Below are 20,659 nucleotides of genomic sequence, written 5' to 3'. Positions count from 1 at the left end.
AACCCTCTCATGATAAGACATTATCAAAATCAACATCCCAAAAAGCCTGAATTCTCCACACGCTAGCAATAATTGGTTTGATGATGTGCTAAAATTTCATCCACATCATCTATTTGTTCAGAAATTATCGAATCATTTTCTGAGGCTATTAGGGAAGTTTGGATTTGAATTCGAGCTTGTTCAATTTCTTGCATTAATGGACTAGCTTTTGCAAAAAATGAAATATGTTTGGTGAAAGAGCCTTCACTTTTAAATGCATTTGGTAACAATTTGTAAATAGCATTTACCGCATCGTCGATGATTTTTTTCCAACCTGATGTTGGGTGTTGTTCTAAAATAGGCCTAGCCGTTTCAATCGCAATATTAAAGGCTTGTATTATATTATACGTTTTATCCTTATAGTGAGATTTGATGGCATCTTCCATGTCGGAAAGCAACAGTGTTACTACCGTTTCTATTTCCGAGTTTGCTTCATCAGCTAATTTATTTCTTATGGGTAAAAGAGCTAGCAAGGCAGGGGTGCTATCATTTTCTTGTTCCCTGAGATCACAATTATTGTTTGGTAGTGAAGAGGGGATATCGTCATTTGGCTCAAGGGATTCTATGAGTGGATCAGGTATTTCTTCACAATCATTTATTTGAGCTTCCCCTGAAGCAAAATTTGTTACAACGGCCAATATCTTGTTAAGACTTTCATTAATTCTAGGGTCGTTAATTAAAAGAGATTTTGCATTTTCGATAGTAGTTTCGCATGATTTTTTAAATACGTGGTAATTTTCATCTACGTCTTTTCTATTTTCAATAAGTGAATTATGAAAATGCTTTTGATGAGCTATTATAGAGTCGACTAAAGTCCAACCTGCAATTGCAGCTGTAGCATTAGTATCCATTTGACTGAGTGTTTCCCTTAAAGAATATAGTGAAATTCTTATTTGTTTTAATTCTGGGTAAAACATTCTAGCAAATATATCAATATTATTACTTATAATTTCATTAAAAATGTCTGAGGGAAGCTTGTCATTTTCAATAAGAGATAAGAAATACTTGACAATCTCCCAATTCTCATTAACCAACACTACACGAAATGTGTCCTTCAAAATATTTATATCCGGTATTTGCAGATCCAAAAGATTCTTAATGATATCAAAATTGCCCAGGACTGCTGCATCGAGTAAAGCAACTTCGGTAAGATGCCTAAATTTATTTACATAAATTGAGACTACATTCCCATTGTTTGCTTTTAAGGCCTCCTCAAAGCCTTCATCCCATATAGGAAATCCCCATTTCATGGTTTCATTTTCACGCTCTTCATAAAGCGACAAGAGAAATTCTACGGCCTGCGCATGCCCCTTCATAGAGGCTTCTCTAAGCGCTTGAGAGAAGTGTGGCGGTAAATGCGTATATTTCAAATATGCTGCTAAATAGCGCATAATGTCTATTAATCCTAGAGATGCAGCATATACAAGGCCTATATCGGCTACCTTTTCCCTCTCATTCTGATTTATATCGTCCATTAACTGCTTAATTTTCTCAAGAGGTTGAGCAGAACTTATAGCTTTATAGAAGGCTGTTATTTTGCTATTTAGCATATTTTTCTCATTAATTAGTATTTTGAAATTTATTGTGAATAAGGATGTACGTAACAGAATTATTAGTATTGTATAAATGCGCCAATATCATAATTACTTTGTTACACAACACACCACGTGGTGCAAAACATTCGCTAATCAGTCTCCACTCAATCTTTATGGGACAACTATCTCATAATAAATTAATGACAACTATGAGGGAGGATGCCCACCAAAATGCTGAATACTCGAGAGGGAATTGTATTCAATCCAGTAATAGAATTTCTTTCAAAAATGTAGCTTATGTATTTACTGATTGTTAACAACGAGTGATAATTTGGTAAGTAGGTTAAATATTATAAAAGATTCATTAATTATCTTGAAAGTTGAGCTCGAAATATAATCTAAGGTTTATAGTCATCGCTTAATGCTTCTTTAAGCATTAATTCTATCTCACCTCTAGCCAATTCTTGTTCGCTTTCAAGAATTTCGATTTCCCCTTCTTGGAGCGAATTGTGCTTTAAACCTTCTTGTTTAAAGAAACGTAATAATTTGCTATTTTTGATACAGGTTTCAATATGTGTAGCTGCAAGAAATTTTCCTCCAGATTTTTCAGTTGGAGCTCTACAAATGATTGCAGGGAGGGAATTAAAATTTGAATGCGAATTACTAAAAAGAGTGTATTGGTTGGAATTTTTATAATAGGCCATTACCTGGGCTCTCGGTTTGTCATCAATAGGATAAAATGCTGGCCCTGCAACATACAGCTGTGAAAATTCTCTATTGGTTTTGGTTGAGGATATAGAAACTCTATAAGGAATTAGTTCTTTAGTAGTTTCGAATCGATGCTTTTCATTTGGATAAAATGCCCCAAATGCTCCATAGTCATTAATCATATCCAGTGCTATCTTTATTGTGTTCGTTGAGCATAAAAAAGAGGCTTTCGGATTTTCTTTCATTGGTTCATAATGGAGATGGAATAATTCAGCATCTGAAACTCCTAAATATGCTCCAGCACATACACCCACGTAACCATATCTATCTTTAAATTGAATTTTAATTTTATCCATTTGAGGCTTTAGTCGATGACCAATTAAGGTGGTACTTCCACCAGGAACAACAAACACCGGATTACTTAAGCCATCCATGTTAAAATCAAAATTTTTTTCGAGGACATCCGGTGTAGAGCTAAATATATCCTTGGATGTAAATAGTTCCTTTATATCGCTCGTGGAATTTGGCCCTGTGCCTATATCATTATAGATAAATACCTTTCTGGTCATCCCGATTCTGGATTTGGGTAAAGTTGATATAATTATGTATGCCCTTGAATAATTGGTATTGTAATAATGCGCCAAATTTAAACATTAGAACTAAAGTCAACCAATTACTCTTATGTATGTCAATGAACGCTTGCTCCTTGGTTAAATTCCCTTTTAATCAAAATACTATCGAACTGAAGAAAATAAAATAATATTATGGATAGAAGTGGTTTGACTGGATGTGATTTGCATATATGTAGAAATGCATTTAAAAACTATTCCAATGAATCTTAATTAATTCATAGCTGTCATGATTTGCAAAACTCCCTGGCCCAAGATAGTAAATAATTATGTTCATGTATGAACATAATTAAGAAAAATATTGGTAGGCATGAGATAGTGCAAATTTATCGTTTGTTACAAAATTGAATTTGGGAGATGTTCGCTTCCATATCCTAATTTAGAATATCACAAAATATAATGATTGTTGCGATGGTCATAACTTTACGATTAATGAATTTGGCCCATTCTCAATAGAGACTCACCGCTATTGCTAGGATCTTCTGCCTGTAAAAGCATCTCAGATTTATTTGATATAAACTCTTGATATAGGATGAAGTCTAGACGACGCATGAGTGAACCTTGCCTATTAAATCCTGGATGTTTCGTGATCTCAATTTCCAATTCGCTTAGTATTTTTGAAACGTCTCCATTCTTAAGCTGTGCAATCGCTCTAGCAACGGGCCTATTATGATGGCGATTCCAATGCCCAGTAATAAATAAATTTAATTGAGGAAAACACGAGTTTTGCTTATTATAATCCATTAACACCGCCAACACATTTTCTTTAAAGGGTTTCTCATTTTTCCACAAGTGAGAGTATCGAAGAGATAATTTCTTAAAGCGTAAATCAATAGAATGACTCATTTGTCTTCGAGCTTCTGCCGCTCCAATATCATTTAAAAATTGCTGCTGACTTGGCGAAAATAAATATTGCTTTGGGGATACTAAGTAGCGTATTAAAATTCTCTCAGCTTTTTGTAAATATGCATCTCGTCCCCCAGGTGTACGGTTGTTTAAAAAATCCCGGATTTCTTCACTTTCATCTTCCTGACTGGGGTTTGATAATTTTGCAAGAGCTAAATAAATTGCTAAAAATTTCTCTGCTTGGTATTGCGTGTTTAATGTAGAGGAAACTGAAATTTTTCTTCGAGTATAGGGACAAATAATATTGTCTACACTTAACTCTTCTCCGTTATGCATTAGCTTTTTCTGAATATCTTTAATGTAGATTTTTTGAGTCAAATGCAATTTAACCACAAAAAATGATAAAGAATTTAATTGTAAATCAAGCTCACGTGCTAAAGAGGAATCATATATATTTTCTGGAGGAGCCGAACGCAGTCTTGATATTTTATTATACTCATCATGGGTGAAAGTATTCAAATTAAACAAGCTGTCATCTAGCACAGAGTTATTATTAATTGCAGTATCAATTAAAGCATCCAATTCATATGAAATTCTTAAGATGGTTTTAAATGATACATGTCTAAATCGATTTAAAATAGTACGATAGAACGCTTGTAATTCAGGAAGCTTTTCATTTCTATCTAATATTAATTGGATACCCGATTTATCATTATTATGTCGCTCGATTACATCACGAATCTCATCTAACTGCCCTTTTAATAATTCAACAGTACTTTTATCAATTAAGCGAACATCACTTACACTAGGCTCATAGTGTGTAAATAAAGGAGCCTCTGGAATTTCCATTACACAATCCAAAAGAAAACTCTCTTTGCTCGCAAGATTTGATTTAAAATTGCAAAGTTTAACGGACTCTAAGAATGGCATATATATTCCTAAGAAGGTGTTAATTAGCTAAAATTATTAAGTAACTCATTATGTTGATGTTTTAGAAGTGCATGCTTCAGTACCATACCCTGTTTGAGTAATGAGACGTAAAATGGATATCTCTCGAATTGATAAGCCGATACGGCATTCTCATAATTTGTCAATTTACATCCTGACCAAACTCAAAGGTCAATTATGTCTACTGTCTTGGCTTCTGTATTGTAAATATGCGACAAATTTGAACTATTAGCTGGATATTTCAATCAAGACAAAAGTGGGTTTCACTATTAGATTTTGCAATGGGAATCGAATTAGTGCATAATTTAGGTATTGTTATAAAAGTACTACACAAGTTAAAAAAATCGTGATTAATCACAATTTTTAGGTATAACGAATCTAGTTATTACAGTGGCTTGTCAAATTTCTAAAAGCCTAAAATCGCTCTTGGTTTCACAATTTCAACGTTTAAGTCAGACGTCGCTACGGCTGCATTGAAATCGGAAAATTTAAAGGCTCAATTAAGTAGTGATTTGTATTTATTCTCATCCTTGAGACTCATAAAGCAGATTAATTTAATAGACAAATATTCTTAAAAATATTCACATTCAGGTCCGTTGTTAATTTCATCCAAATTTTTAACAAATTCCCTGACTGTTCTAACTGTTGTTCCCACGATATTATCAGCCACTCCTTCCTTTATTATGTTTCGTAACATTTTACCTAAATTACCATTCTCCAAAGTGGATAAATGTTCTATAAGGTTTGTTGATTCTCCATTTAAGGCATGACGGAGAGCATAAACGGCAGTCTTCTTTTGTTCATAGCTCTTTTGAAAACAAGTAAAAAATGGAAAAAAGTATTGTTTAATCTCTTTTTGATATTCATTTCCTTTAACATAATAACTTTGTCTATTATGTAGATAATTTTCGAGCTTTACATTTAAACGCAATATTGCAATCTGCTTTAATGCATCTTGTTGCGTTGAATCTTGAAGTTGTTGCGTTGAATCTTGAAGTTGTTGCGTTGAATCTTGAAATTGTTGCGTTGAATCTTGAAGTTGTTGCGTTGAATCTTGAAATTGTTGCGTTGAATCTTGAAATTGTTGCGTTGAATCTTGAAATTGTTGCGTTGAATCTTGAAATTGTTGCGTTGAATCTTGAAATTGTTGCGTTGAATCTTGAAATTGTTGCGTTGAATCTTGAAATTGTTGCGTTGAATCTTGAAGTTGTTGCGTTGAATCTTGAAGTTGTTGCGTTGAATCTTGAAGTTGTTGCGTTGAATCTTGAAGTTGTTGCGTAATATGTCCTTTTAGTAGCGCCAAACTAGTACTCAAATTTGTCCAATTTGTTGAGCGATTGACAGAGATTTTTGTAGATAATTCTGTCAATTGTTGATTATAAATAACTAAATTTTCTGCATATTGAGAATTTTGGGCAATGTCATTGATAACCTTTAATACGTCATTTAGATTCCTTAAGTCCCTCAAGTTTAATTGTGATCTATTAATTTTATGGATTGCCCCTTTAATGCTCAGTAATGTTTCTTTCTGTGGTGAGGAAAAGTCTATACCAGAGTTTATAGTATTATTCATACAGTTGAAGTTTAATTCGAGAGTCGTTTTAGCAAAATGATTTAAAATTGCATCAATAGAGAGATGAAGCTCTTTGTATTGACGAGGTAGTTTTGCTTTTATTTCCGTCAAATTTGTGTAATAAGATGATTCAAGTTCTTTAAAATTTTCAGAGTTTTGAAAATTTTCATAGGTAATATTTTCATAATAGTACTTATTACATAAGAAATTTAAATCAATAGATAAATTTATTAAGGATTCTCGCAGGAGGTTATCGTGCGGTAAAGACTTAGACCCTTCGTCAAAGCTAATTAGCAGCTCATGCAGCTTTTTAAAAAAATCTACATAGACTTTTCTTATAGTAAGAGCGTGATGATTGGCTTCCATTTCTACTGTATCAACATCAATTCCTTGATTTCGAATACGAAAACCAAATCTTTGAAAATAAGTGATGGCCTTTTTATTATTACTTTTTACAGTTAACCTCATCAATGCTGCTCTATTATTCCTACTGGATAGACTAAGTTCATCAGCTATTATTTTTTGCATTAGCAACTCCCCTACTGAAACTGCATCAGCTTGTTTATCTTTATCTTTTGCAATTCTTATAATCTCAGTATGAGTGGAGTGTTGTTTGGTAAAGATGTAGGCGATTACATTTGAAAACCAGCCGTGGATAACGTAGGAGGTCCCATTAATATGATTATCAAAATCTTCCTCACTCCATGCATCCTGATCAAATACCCTTTTTTCAACTTGCAGAATAGATTTTTTATCTACCGTCTTCATTAATTCAATGTTCATTTCACTTTCCATTTAATTGGGTTAATTGAGATTGATCACTGAGAATTGGCGCAAACACTAACTAGTGCATACATTTTTTAAATGCAGTTAATCGACTCAGTGATTAATAAATATGCACCATGATAAAATTGTGGTATTGTAAAAGAGCGACAATTTATAACCATAAGAACTAATGGTGCGATAATTTGAATTGATATACTTACACCATTTATGGAACTTCATTCTTGAGTTAAATATTTTGAAATTGCTCCATGGGTTCAGATTATATACTTCTAGAAAGGTAACTTACTGCCTTATTGAGATATACATGCAACGAGATTTAAATATGGAAATGCTTATTAAGCATTAGATATCAGAGAAGTGACAAGGAATTCGTCCTGGTATTCTTGTACAATGGGTATATACCTTGATAATCCTTTTCTTACTTTATAAGAAGGTAACATCTATTTCGGCAGTTGATAGAATAAATTTTGTAATAACTCTGCTTAGACTTTCTCCATCTAATCTAATAAAATTCCTATTATCTAGACATCATTAAATTAATTGTATATTCGGACGCATGTTTCTCCTGTTGATAAAATGAGATACATTCGGTTGGATTCTTTACTGGAAAATTTGTTAGTTGAAATTGTTGTGGGGTTAAACCTGTAAACGCCTGAAATCCTTTAATGAAATGTGATTGGTCATAACTAAAGTCATTGGCGATTGAAGACCAACAGGTCCCTTTTCTTAGCCCTTTTAGTGTTTGTTGAAAGCGAGCAGAAAGCATAAATTTTTTTGGGCTTAAGCCTATTATCTCTAAAAAATGACGCTCCAGACTTCGCTTACTGAATGAATATTTTTTTCCAATTTCTTGAATAGTACCACATGGATTTTGAGCAATCTCATAAGCGACCTTTATAAGCCGTTGTGATTCGGTATTGTCATTGTTTAAACATAATTCTATAAAGAAATCTTGAACATGAGACATTATCGCTAAAGGTGATGGATTGTGTTGAATTTTTTCCATTAGAAGACAAATCTTTTGGTTGCTTACAATATCTTCTAATCCAATACATTGATTTGATAGGGCATTTGCTGCTTCTTTGAAAAATTTGGGAATTGCCCAAGGATACAATCTTACTATGACCGATTTTAATGGTTGAAGTATTTGATACTTCAAAGGTTGTGTTATTAATCCAGTAACACCACACATTTTTATTTTATCACGCTTATTTTTTTGGATAACCTCCACGCCGTCGCCTTCATATTGAAAAGTAATTGTTGTTAATAAACTAGGATATAAATAGAAAGGAAATGGTGAAGTTGAATGAAATATATCGATGCTCATAATATATGGAGTGAGAAGAGGATGTAAATCCATACGATGGAGAATCATAAAACTACACCAAACTGCACTTATTTAATAATTATAGTTCAAAACTTACCCCGTGACAATTGACGAATTTTTAAAAATTGTACTTCTAAGCAATTGTATTTAATTTATATTTTACAATTGAGAATAACATTCTTACTCAATTTCTGTTAATTCACATTGAGTTTATGCTATATGTAATCAGAAAACTTCTAGGTAAAGTTCAAATTTCGTGGCCGAGTTTCTAAATTAACTTATCAAACCTGGTGATTTAAGAAGTATTATAACAATTAAATGACACCTTGAAAGGTGTTTTGGACGGGAGCTGAGAACAAATCATTGGGTCAATTCGGAGTTTCTCGGCAGATAAATCTGGGATTATAGTAGTTTGGTATGAGTTTTGATTAACATAAAGTGTCTCATACAATTTCATGCAACAAATCATTCTTTTATTGATTGCATTAAGAGTTATGTAGCTGAAGAGGGTTTTACTGACTTGATGGAAGAGATAAACATGGCTGGTAATATGACAGCTATTCAAAAACTAATATTGCTAGAAATACCGTACTAGATACTCATGCAACCAACCATCAAAGCTATTATTTTGGTTGGTTGTACAATTAATTTGATCTTTTAAAGCAGCTTTAGTAAAGAGAAAGTGTTAGGGGTCTCAAACTTGGGATAAAAAGAGAATCTGAGCAACTTAAATTAGATACTTTTCGTAATGAAATCGTAAATAGGAAATTAATGCATGCTCTCCATTCACTCCTATCAAGGTAAATTAAGAAAATTTTTCTAAGAACCATTTAATTAGATGAATTCATAAGATTATTTAAACTTGATTGCATGCTTAATTTAATGTGACAATGAACGCATATTTAATATTTCTATTTAAAATGCAACAAATACGCCTACAACAAATGATGATGCGCTACCTGGACACTGTTGTCGAGGTTGGGCGGAGTTATTTGTAAACGGCGCTAATCAACTAATCCTCTCCAATACCAGTGTCCAGGCTTAAAGCACTTGGTTTCTCATCTGAACTAAGATAAAGCGCTTCATTAGTATGAGGTCATTATCATGAGCCAATCTAAGTTAGCAAATGACATTTTTTTTAACCAATTTACAAAGCATGCAAAAAAATTAAAACAATTGGATACTTCCTTTAAGAGAGTAATCCAGAGTGGTTGTGTTGAAGGTATTCCGCCAGGAATTTTCATTAATGAACATCATCAGCATAAATTTCCTAAAGAATTCTTGATTGCAAATTTTCAATATTTTAAGAGAATTGGTATTGAAACATTATTCTTTGAGTTTGGTAACGATGATGATCAGAACATATTTGATCGAGCACTAAATAACAAGGGAGTAGTCGCTATAAATTCGGGAATAATAAATGGATGTGATGATACAAAAGCAGTAGCTACAACAGCAATCCAAGCGGGAATCAGAGTTGTGCTACTAGATTGTCTAAAGGCTAGAGAGGGAAGCCCGGAATATTTTAGACGTCCGACACAAGAAGACTGGGATGAGTATTACAAAAAAAGGGATTTGATCTTTAATGAAAACGCCCGAAGGATATTTAATAAGGAGCATAAATCAAAGCCTTATCTCTTTTACTCTGGACTTGCTCATGGCAATAACCACCATGGGTTTCCAAGTTTTTTTCCTGGGCCTAAACTTACTCTATTGCTATCTGATGATGGTTTTAATTTTGATGTTAATGGAATAAAGCAGCATTTATATGTGGATGAAACTATATTCAGTCAAGATCTTGGTAGAGATTATTCACTTATTAATAAAAGTTATGATAATCAAGAAATTAGATGTCTAAAAAATGCAATAGATGAGGGATGCTTGGATGAGGATAAAGCTACCGTTTTGATTGGATATTGGTAGTGAACAGCTTAATAATTAAGAAAAATTAGAGAGTTGCATTAGGGTATTCTGTCATTACATAACACCTACTAGGTACCATAAGGTATGGTGACTAAACTTTGAAAAATTCGCAACCTGTAATAAATTACAGGTTGTGTCTTTATAGAGGAGATAATTCCCAAAGTATTCTTAAAATGCGCATCTAAACATACATCGCCGCATCCTTCATACCATTTTAAAGTAAAGATAACGATTGCAATATTTCAGCCTAAACTTACGAACTTCAAAATTTATTGGAACATTCAGGTTCCCGCTTTAAAAATTTCCAACTCAAGGGGCAATTAAATTTGTGTACAAAGGCGTGTCCTTTTATTTCCTCATTCATATTCAATTAACTTCTAATATCTATAGGATTGAAAACTGTAGTGGATTAATCTAGCACTAGCGAACAAACTGTACAATATTAGTTTAAAATGGCGCATTTTTACAATACAAATACTCATTGAAAATAAATACTATAAAGACATCAACAATGTGAATATTAAGGAGATGGCCATGATTCTCTCAAAATTAGCATCAACTCTTACTCTAGACTATCACTCCTGCTCTTCATCAAATGATAATCATTATAATACATTAATGATGCGCCCTCATGCTCCTCAATCTGAAGAGATGAATAGTATTGAGAAAGAAAAGCTTCGAAAGAGAAAAGAAGAAATTACTCTTGAGTGGGAGAAAATTGTAGAAGCGTATAGAAAGCAATTTGGTGAGCCAAAACATGATATAAACGGGAATATATATTTTCCGTTTCCAAGTTCTAATGACTCTGAACAATTTTATGATAAGCAGGCAAAGGAAGGTCGGATATTTATGATGTTGGAAGTTGATGGCAACGGACCTACCGGAAACTATTTTTTTTCTATTGGCGATGGCAATCAATATAGAGGTTACGCTGATCAACAACATATTGGAGAAATTCAAGAAGCTTTAGATAGTTGGATGTTTAAAGGCGATGAAGAGAAAAGTGAACTTGAAAAGACCCTTTTTTCGGGTGTGTCTAAAGATCAACGAGCAAAATACAATTTGCAAAACTTAAAATCTGAGAACAAGTCTATAGTGAGTCCCATTACCGAGGATGAAGACGAGGATGATGAAATCACGAAGCGAGTCAAATTGCGTATTTAAAATCATTAATCATATAGGCTTAAAAAAATGAACAATTTAAAAATTACTTCTTCCGTAGATTTATTATTTCCTGCTGATTTTTCAAATGACACAGTTAACAAACTTAAATTTTGTTTTAGAAATCATCATACTTTATATGGGGCCCCCGTTGTAGGTAGATGTATGGTAGCCTCAGAGCGCTTTGATAGCAACGTAATGGCTCAAGAAAAAAATAATATAGAAAAAAACCAAAATTATTTTTTAATAATTGCTTATAATCAATATCTTATGAAAAACACGACGGTTGAGCGTGTAAGAATGAAAATATGCGAAACCTTCAAAATTATGAATTGTGATCAAATTATAATCATTCCTTGCGAATTTAAATTTGATTCGAGTGGGTTAGGAAGAGCTCCTGAAAATGTACTACTGCCAGGGTATAAGGAGATTATTCACAGCTCTACTTCTTCAATAGTAAAAAGGCTTCGGGCGGATTTAGAAGATACCCAAAAAATTGAAGCCATACATAATTTGATAACAATCATTGATAATTATCTTCATAATAGACAAAGGTTTGTTAATACTAAAAATGGAGAAGGCTCCGAAGTGAAAGAATATTTTTTTCCCTTTTTCACATCCTTTCAAAAAAGTTACAAGCAGAAAAATGAAGCGGTGATAGCTCTTCACAAAGTATTGGAAGGCCAATCGGATAATCTTCTAGGGCATTTATCAACCTTAAGAGATGGCAAATTGGGAAAATCGCTACGAAGGTTTATAAAGGAAGGAAGAGCTGATGCTATTGTTGGTACGCCAGTAAAGACAGTCCGAGATTTTGTAAATAAATTACATCAACTTAAGGACCATGAAGAAGTGCCGATTGAACTTAATTGAAAGTGGCATAAGCAGTTGCAAGAATGACTATTTCATTGCCATTAGATTGTTCGCTCTTGCAAATATCAATACACCTGTTTATTTGGCCATACTATAGAGTTCCGGAGGACAGGCAAATATTCAAAAAGATTAGTTATTTAAATGAATTTCATTATAATGCCCGAAAAGGGATTAAAAATAACTCCAAGGATTGTCATAGAGGAACTACCGCACTTTTTGATTTTGAATTATTTATAATAGGCTCCCCTAATTAGCGTTCTTCTTTCCTCAAATTGTAGACTTCCTACAATAATGAATGGAAATTATACTACTTGGAGGTCGTGGGCATTTTTAGTAGAGCTTCGCCTAGCGTATTTATATCTTGAGCTTCATATAAAGTAACAGTAATTATCTACTGAACGAACTCAAATCTACGGAAAAACCTAAGATTTGCAGGATTCAAATTAAATTTGCATTTTATGTAATCTGTGGTTAGGTTATGAATTCCCTCCATTATCTTTTGAGTCCTATGCCTACAAAATCTAAATTTTTAATTGTTACTAATGAACCAGACATTAACTATTATCATGGAGACTTTTCCCGGGTTGAGTCAAATGAGGTAATCTCCGGACTTTTTGCGTATATTGCTTATGTGTCTGACGAAGATCGTATTTATGTTTTAAGCCCATTAAAAAATTTTAAAAGCTGTCATTCGGGAATTGCTCTAATATTTAACCAACTAATTAAAAGACAAACGTCCTTTGTTGTCTCCACTCAAGAAAGGATAAAAAAATTTTCAAACCAAGAACCTCATTATGGCGGTGAAGTTTTAATTGAAAGGGGAGTTATAATATTTTGGAATTTTAAAAGTGGTGTCTATTCCTCTAAGATTTTTAATTATAATGACTCTAATCCAGATTTAGAAAGAGAAATTAGTTGTTCATTATTTCCATCGAATTTGTTTATGAGCATTAAGGATTCGGAAACCTTTGAAAGAGATTTTCTGAATCAGAATTTTTTCGAACCTGAGGGAAAAGTCAAAGCCAATCAACAAGTCAATAACCTATTAAAAATAAAGAATTTCATAGGAGAAGTTTTGAATACAAGGCTAAAGAATTCATCTCTTAGTAAAACTGTTTCGGAGGAAAAAATAGTATATTCTGAAGAATCTCCTTACTTCTTTAAAAGGAATGAAAGTTCTACAGATAAATTATTTGAGAAGGAAAAAAGTATTTCAGCTGAACCTCCAAGCCTCTAATTACAGCTACTTCATAGCCTCATGTCACATTTTTAAACATAATTCATATCAATAACGATAATGAGCTTAGGTTATTATATGTACTGCAATTTGCAATTATGTAGTTATAAATATGAAAGTTTATTTATCGTTAATTAATAAGATGTAACGCCAGTGAAAATTGACAGAGCAGATTTTAATTTTGAGGTTCAGAGTTAATTTAGTGTACGGAGTTCCACCATTTATCATTGTTACCAACAAAGCCAAATTAGGGCCCTTCTTAGGGAGCATTTTCAAAACTTCAAAATTCCTGAGTAACGATGGGGAATATGATTGCGTATAAATAGGTGTATGATGGCAGGGTTTAAATTAAAGATATTATTTTTGTATCTAAGCCCGTAATTACAATTTGTGTGATAATCTATTGAATTTTTAAGGGAGAGAAATAATATGGGAATAAGCAATTCTAAAGACATTGAAAGGCAGGAGAGACATGTTCATCGCCAGCTTAGAGAAGACCCGAGGGCAAAATACCTTAAAAAGGAAGGGTATAGTAATGCTCAATTACTTGGAAAATTTAGACAAGAGTACAACGATCCAAATTGGAAAGGTGGAGATCGAAAAGATGCCTATATTTCGCGCAGTAAAATCGAAGAGGCTGAAAGAATGACTCAATTTTCAAGGTAGTGTAACAAGTATTTGAAGTCAACTAATCATCTCTTAAATTCCTTCGGATGGCTCAACAAGTGACTGTAATGTATAAAGAAATTCGTATTATTGAACCTTCTGATGAGCTCACGGGCGTTGTGCAAGTACGAGTATATTTATGACAACAAATACATTATTCACAATGTAATTGTGGAATCATTAACAAGATGTTTCCGCCATCTCACTGTATAACTTGAGCTCGTCAAATTGCGTGAGGGAGGGTTTTTAAAAATCCATTGGTTTAACCTTCTGTAATTATCAGGAATCATTGTTCATTCCTAAGCAGGCAAGCTCAATACGCTAGTCACCAACATCGTAATAAATAGTTAGTTTATTAGTATGAGTAAAACGGAGATTGCTGTGTAGCATGACCGAGTTTAATGAAAAAATTAATTAACGAGATAAAATCTCAGCAGCAGATTTAAATTACAACACCATATCAATAAATACGAACAAGCACAGATTGATTTCTATAAGAATTTAATCCCAACAACATTTAAAAATGCTTTTAATGAAGTTGTTTAACGGGTGTAGCAAATTTGGTTGCCCAATTATATCTAGATGATAGCACTTCCAAGAAAATCCATATTTCTTACTAATAACGAATAAGTACCAATGCGCTATTAATTTTCATACTTCCAATTCAAAGGCCAATAAATTAGTTAGTACAAATGTTAGGACACGAGTCCCATTTGGGAATTAGTCCTTGTGTAATGCAATGATTTTGAACATCAAATTAAGTATAAATTGTCGGATTTTTACAATACTTAATAGTGCCGTTAATTCATCATTATGAAAACATAAATTGAAAGCTAGTGAATGATTGAGGGTAGAAATGGATAATCGAGTAAATATTGATGCAAAAAATAATTGTCATAGTATGAGTATTTCTCATTCATATTATGCAGAAGTTAATGGCTCACTAATGCATTATACAGAACAAGGGATTGGGAAACCTATTCTATTTATTCATGGGATGCCCTCATCATCTTACTTATGGCGCAATATTATTCCCCATGTTGTCCCCTTTGGCCGTTGTATTGCAGTTGACCTTATTGGACATGGCAAATCAGACTCACCTCCGATAGATTTCAGCATTAAAACCCATTTTGATTATTTAACCAAATTTATTGAAAAATTAGCACTAAATGATTTATTCATTGTAGGGCATAGCTGGGGAGCAACTCTTGGAATTGCCTATGCAAAGGTAAACAAAAATGTTAAAGGATTGTGTTATTTTGAGCCAATGCTTGGCTCTTGGGAGAAGTGGGAAGATTTCAATCCACAAAGTCCTGAAACTCAAGATATTTTTAAAAAATTTCGGTCTGAGGATGGATGGGAACTCATAGTAAATCAAAATAAATTTCTTGAAGAAATATTTGTGAATGGCTCTCTACGTTCACTTTCTCAAGAAGAGAAGGATAACTATATAAATCCCTTTAAAAATATTGAAAGAAGAAAGGCCGCGTGGAAAGCGCCCCAGGAGCTGCCTATAGCAGGAAGTCCTCAAGAGATTATAGGATTAGTTGATGATAATTTTGAATGGCAAATAAAAACACAAATGCCACAGTTGTTCTTTTACACAAACCCTTCTGCATTTTTTACTGTAGATAAGGCTAAAGATTTTGCAAAAAGAGCTTCTGCGGTCACTTTATTTTACCTTGGTAAAGGAATTTATAATCATGCTGAAGACTATCCAGATGAAATCGGTAAGGGTATTGCTGAATGGATTAGGATTCAATCAACATAATGTTCCAAGGTCAATAATTACACATTAAAGAAATTCATGCATGTGAATTTGCCATTCCATGAGAGGATTTAAATGCTGTCGATGCTCGCCTCGGACCTTTTAAACTTAAGTCCAGAGAGAAAATATTAATTATGTTCTAATGAATGCATGGCATTGAGCCATTATAGGTACTCTTCATGTTTAACTTTTATTTTATGAGTTCTAGATTTAAAATTTCGTTGATTATGTGATCGTGAAACCAGACATGCAATTTAGCAACCTTGTCATATATGAAGGAGAATGATCTGACTATTAATAAATCACTTCAATAGTGGCCCGAAAATTTATGGTTTTTCAAAAAATTTAATATTAAAATTATAACCTTAGCTAAAAATATGGATGGAAATGAAGAATTTTAAAGGAAATTTAATTCGTGTAGGACTGATAATTTGTATTCCAAAATCACATGCTACTATGCTTTACGATTGGCCCACCGAGCACATTAATGGACAACCCCCTTACTATATTCAGACAATTGCTTTAAAAGATTTTACCGCTGCAAATAGATATGCCCAAAATCTTCGTAAAACATATCCATACCCAATTTCAATTAAAAAAAGAGGGGATTTTTACAAAATTATTATGGGTCCAATACCAAACTTAAATGAATTATCCCAGTCAAATTATAATTCCAAAACATATAACCAACAGCAAGTAAATTCATTGCTCTCTTTAAAGACCGCCACAGGTGATTCAAATTCTAGCTCTCGCGAAGCAATTATGCAGACTGCATCTTGGATGTTAACAGGAGGAGTTGGGCTGTCAAATCCCGACATTAATGATCATATCTTTGTAGCAAATGGTTCCGATATCCCTCCTTATAATTTTGATACTCTAAGCCTTCATAAAAAAAATATGACATCAATTTTAGGCGCGATTAGTTACGGTTGGTATAAAGACAAACCGTGGTTTCCTGCTTATTCTATAGGAATTCGGTATCAACATTTATTTTCAGAGAATGTTGGAGGGATGGTAACACAGTATTCCCTACCAGAATTTCAAAATTACACCTTCAATTGGAAGCTCAGCAGCAATGTCTGGTCCTTATTTACCAAAATTAATATTGCTCAGAAATATCATTTATCCCCTTTTATAAATGGTGGTATTGGAGGAGCATTCAATAAAGCTAGTACTTATCAAGAGACCCCCTTTGGTGACGTAACTGCACGTGTTAGTCCTGGATTTAAAAAGCTTTGTAACACAGATCTATCTTACCATGTCGGTACTGGCATTGACGTATCCTTTAGTAGTGCGATTTCGGCTTCTATAGGTTATGAATTTCAGGATTTAGGTTCATTTTCATCCACATCAGGCAAGTATTCATGGGCTGGAGCGCGTTTAAATCTTGATAAATATCGAATCAATAGTGTTTATCTTACGGTAAGTTATGTATTCGGGAATCGCGAATTGTCAGCGCATACTAAATAATTCAAAGAGAGCATTCATGAAGAAGAATTCTTATATTTTAGCCTTTGCACTAACAGGATCTTTTGGATTGGTGCAAGCTGCTGATCCAGTTTCTTGGAGCCTCATTCCAGCAACCGGTTTTAGCCCTACTCAAGTAGGACAGCAATCGCAAGTTACCTATACACTTAGGAATAACTTACCCTTTGCGGTTACAATTCTTACAGACTATCGATTTACAGGTAGTGGTTTTAGTACTTATGACACATGCAAAAATAAAAACCTTGCCCCAAAAGAGCAATGCCAAATTAATTTTTTATTTAAACCTCATGCGCGGGGGAATTCATCCGTGCAGTTATTTTATACATACAATCGAAATCAAATCTCGTTACCGAGTCTTCAGGCTATAGCCTTGGGAGCTCCTGCAACGGCAGTAGTGGGTTCAATTTTTGGCTTACCATCAACAATCAGCTTAAATCCCTTGCAACAACCGGATTTTATAGCAACCTATAGTAATAATAGTGATATACCCGTTACGGGTTTTGTTGGGGATGTAAGTAACTCCAATCTAATCACATCTTCTTCAAATGCTTCAATTGCTATTCTTAGGAATACCTGTGGAACTTATACAGCCCCCATTACTCTACAACCGCATAAGGACTGTCAGATTGAAGGCCAACTAACACCGTTAGCGATAGGGCCGATCACACTTAACAGTAAATTTACCTTTGATGGAGTTCACATTAGTCCAATTACAGCCAGTTCTCTTATAATACCTGGAGGTGGAGGAAGTTGCACAGTGCATGGACAAACTCAATTACCATTACCTTCTACTACTTACCAATATGCAGATAACATGGTGAAATTTCAGTTTGAAAATGAATGTACTTCCGCCTCTACTACCTTAGGACAAGTAGTTGTCTCTGCAAATTTTAGCCCAAATACAGGGCAGCAAGCAGTTGTTACTACTTCGACAGTTTATGATAATTGTTCAGGCCAAACGCTATCTCCTCAAGCAAATTGTTCAGTATTGGTGTCAGTAAGCCCACAGGATCCGGCGACACAGATGACCGTATCAGCTCAGGTTTCAGCTGGAGGAGTAACTAGCGCTGCATCGACTTCTTCCTCTGTAATTTCTAATAACCTTACAGCAAATCACGTTGTACATTTTGTTAATCAATGTCCATTCAATGTATGGTATGGTATCGCTAACGGAACTGGTTCTAGCTCGCCCGATCCCACACCAGGCAGTCAATCGGCACAAGGAGCACCGTCATCCTCATATTTCCTGGCTGAGCAACAAAATGGCCAAGCGCCAAGCACAATCGATTTATCAGCCTCAGTATATGTTAATGGATCTATTTGGGCTAGAACTGGCTGCGCCTCCGACGGAAGCAATTTTGCATGCGCGACTGGAATGTGTAATACGCTCTCTCCAACTTCAGGTACTTGTGTACCTTCCGGTCAATCATTTAATCAGCCTGTACCGCCTTACACAAAATTTGAATTTTCTTTATCCAACACGCCTGGGGGTGACGGAGTATATGATGTATCTTTAATAAATGGTTTCAATGTTCCTGTTGAAATTAAGGGGCTAGGGCCTGTATCCACAAGTGACCCATTTCAATGTACAGGTGCGGGAGCAGTACTTCAACCAAACACACAGTTAGGAGCTTGCAGCTGGACCTTTAATCCTGCATTTTCTGGATTAAGTAAATTTGATTTTGTTTGGGTGAGCCCGGGCTCTAGCAGTAATTGCACGTCAGATGCAGATTGTAGTGGTGGTGATATTTGTGGCATGGCATTTAGTAGCTCTCCCGCTAATGCCCCTATAAATCGCAGGTGTGGTCGTTTTCTAGGCTACTCAACCTTAGCTAACTATTTTGGATATTCTTCGTCTGGTCAATGGGGAAGTCCACTATTTAATTTATATAGCAAATATAATATTGGTACCCCCATGAGCAGTATTTCTGCACAAAATTATGGAACGGGAGCAATATTTGGCAATTTACTATCTTGTATTCCAACCGATACTAACTCTGCGAATACTTGCTATAATGCTGCGTCGAATCTTCCCACTTGTTGTGGATGTGTCAATTGGGATAGCAGCGTAGTTCCTACTGCTACGGCGTCTTCTTGCCTGGGTATCAACCAAGATTGGGTTGCTACAGCAGGGACCTCAGTCACGGTTTTAAATGCCATTTTGTGGTTAAAAAAGACGTGTCCTACTGCTTATTCCTATCAATTTGATGACCCATCTAGTTCGTTTACCTGCAACCCCAGTCTTAGCAATAAAACTGACTACCAAGTTACTTTTTGTCCTGGTGGTCAAACAGGGCTACCCACCAATGCAGTTGATGGAAGATAATATAAGAATGTGAATTATACGGCTATATTTTTAATTATAGCCGTAACAGTCTACTAGAGTAAGCGTACATATAAACAAGAAATTAACGAGTAGTTAAATACCTATATTTCTGCCCATCATTACTCATTTTGGGAGCATGAGCCCAATCCTAATGGTGCTAGCGTTGAAGCAGTCACAATCCAATTAATACGTATGAATGTAATCGAACAATGACGGATAAGTGTTACGTAATAAGCTCTGATGGATTGTCATCATAATTTAAATAAATCATGACCATTGTTAAATAATTTTTAAACCTAAAATGGATTATAATATTTTTGATAAATTGAAGTATAAGTTCCATCCTTTTGGATGCTGAGAATTGATTTGTTTATTTTTGTGATCATTTCAGAATTTGCTGGAAGAGCAATAATTCCGTAGCCATCACCTAATAAAAGACTAGGTCCTACAATTTTAAAATTATAAAGAATATCTTTGACTATGTTATGAGCAATAGCATTATTAAGAACAATGACATCAATTTTATTTTGAGCCAAGGCGGATAAGAGATCGGGAGTTGAATTATACGGTATTATTTGGTTTTTATCGTTAAAAGAAGATTTTGTAAATAATTTATAAAATGTATCTTTACAACTTTTTATTATCACTGTAAGTGGTAAGTTATTTTTTGTCAAAACCTAGCTTGATGAATAATATGTCTCCATGGATAAAAGCATAGACCATGATGTGCTAGGAAATCTTATATTTTTACAGGATTCTGGTAGAAATTGGTTAGTTCTTGCAGTGTTCGCTTGTTTAAAGTTATGTCACTGAAACATATTAGGTT

14 protein-coding genes are annotated in these 20,659 nt (G+C 34.1%); 8 read left to right on the top strand and 6 right to left on the bottom strand.

Features of this window, described 5'->3' with window-relative positions:
* Nucleotides 1-62: 62 nt before the first annotated feature.
* The 5 genes from PXX05_RS08460 to PXX05_RS08440 form a co-directional block, all read right to left on the bottom strand.
* Nucleotides 63-1,589, bottom strand: a complete 1,527-nt coding sequence (locus PXX05_RS08460) for a hypothetical protein (RefSeq protein WP_275087791.1) — start codon at nt 1,587-1,589, stop codon at nt 63-65.
* Nucleotides 1,590-1,972: 383 nt separating this feature from the next.
* Nucleotides 1,973-2,851, bottom strand: a complete 879-nt coding sequence (locus PXX05_RS08455) for a BPL-N domain-containing protein (RefSeq protein WP_275087790.1) — start codon at nt 2,849-2,851, stop codon at nt 1,973-1,975.
* A gap of 489 nt (nt 2,852-3,340) precedes the next feature.
* Nucleotides 3,341-4,687, bottom strand: a complete 1,347-nt coding sequence (locus tag PXX05_RS08450; protein WP_275087789.1) for a DUF5617 domain-containing protein — start codon at nt 4,685-4,687, stop codon at nt 3,341-3,343.
* A 589-nt stretch (nt 4,688-5,276) separates the two neighbouring features.
* A complete protein-coding gene (locus PXX05_RS08445) occupies nt 5,277-7,061 on the bottom strand; it encodes a hypothetical protein (protein ID WP_275087788.1) in 1,785 nt (594 codons plus the stop codon).
* Nucleotides 7,062-7,581: 520 nt separating this feature from the next.
* Entirely contained in the window at nt 7,582-8,391 is an 810-nt protein-coding gene (locus tag PXX05_RS08440) for a helix-turn-helix domain-containing protein (protein WP_275087787.1), read from the bottom strand.
* A 1,104-nt stretch (nt 8,392-9,495) separates the two neighbouring features.
* Here PXX05_RS08440 and PXX05_RS08435 point away from each other — a divergent pair.
* From PXX05_RS08435 to PXX05_RS08400, 8 genes are all read left to right on the top strand, one after another.
* A complete protein-coding gene (locus tag PXX05_RS08435; protein WP_275087786.1) occupies nt 9,496-10,314 on the top strand; it encodes a TraB/GumN family protein in 819 nt (272 codons plus the stop codon).
* Nucleotides 10,315-10,848: 534 nt separating this feature from the next.
* Nucleotides 10,849-11,478 carry a hypothetical protein gene (locus PXX05_RS08430; RefSeq protein WP_275087785.1) on the top strand — a complete coding sequence of 210 codons (630 nt, stop codon included), beginning with the start codon at nt 10,849-10,851 and terminating at the stop codon, nt 11,476-11,478.
* 27 nt (nt 11,479-11,505) lie between these two features.
* Nucleotides 11,506-12,348 carry a hypothetical protein gene (locus tag PXX05_RS08425; protein ID WP_275087784.1) on the top strand — a complete coding sequence of 281 codons (843 nt, stop codon included), beginning with the start codon at nt 11,506-11,508 and terminating at the stop codon, nt 12,346-12,348.
* Between the two features lie 508 nt (nt 12,349-12,856).
* The gene (locus PXX05_RS08420) at nt 12,857-13,585 is read left to right on the top strand and encodes a hypothetical protein (RefSeq protein ID WP_275087783.1); all 729 of its coding nucleotides are present in this window, start codon (nt 12,857-12,859) and stop codon (nt 13,583-13,585) included.
* Between the two features lie 429 nt (nt 13,586-14,014).
* The gene (locus PXX05_RS08415; RefSeq protein ID WP_275087782.1) at nt 14,015-14,251 is read left to right on the top strand and encodes a hypothetical protein; all 237 of its coding nucleotides are present in this window, start codon (nt 14,015-14,017) and stop codon (nt 14,249-14,251) included.
* Nucleotides 14,252-15,107: 856 nt separating this feature from the next.
* Complete coding sequence (locus PXX05_RS08410; protein WP_275087781.1) at nt 15,108-16,022, top strand: haloalkane dehalogenase; 915 nt, start codon at nt 15,108-15,110, stop codon at nt 16,020-16,022.
* A gap of 384 nt (nt 16,023-16,406) precedes the next feature.
* Nucleotides 16,407-17,489: an SPOR domain-containing protein gene (locus tag PXX05_RS08405; protein WP_275087780.1), complete on the top strand. Its 1,083-nt coding sequence runs from the start codon at nt 16,407-16,409 to the stop codon at nt 17,487-17,489.
* Nucleotides 17,490-17,505: 16 nt separating this feature from the next.
* Nucleotides 17,506-19,833: a thaumatin family protein gene (locus PXX05_RS08400; RefSeq protein WP_275087779.1), complete on the top strand. Its 2,328-nt coding sequence runs from the start codon at nt 17,506-17,508 to the stop codon at nt 19,831-19,833.
* A gap of 296 nt (nt 19,834-20,129) precedes the next feature.
* Here PXX05_RS08400 and PXX05_RS08395 read toward each other — a convergent pair whose 3' ends face one another.
* Entirely contained in the window at nt 20,130-20,507 is a 378-nt protein-coding gene (locus PXX05_RS08395; protein ID WP_275087778.1) for a transporter substrate-binding domain-containing protein, read from the bottom strand.
* Between the last annotated feature and the right edge of the window lie 152 nt (nt 20,508-20,659).

Source organism: Legionella cardiaca (assembly GCF_029026145.1).
Taxonomy (GTDB): domain Bacteria; phylum Pseudomonadota; class Gammaproteobacteria; order Legionellales; family Legionellaceae; genus Tatlockia; species Tatlockia cardiaca.
The sequence above is the reverse complement of the archived record's forward strand: the minus strand, read 5'-3'. Positions and strand labels throughout refer to the sequence as shown.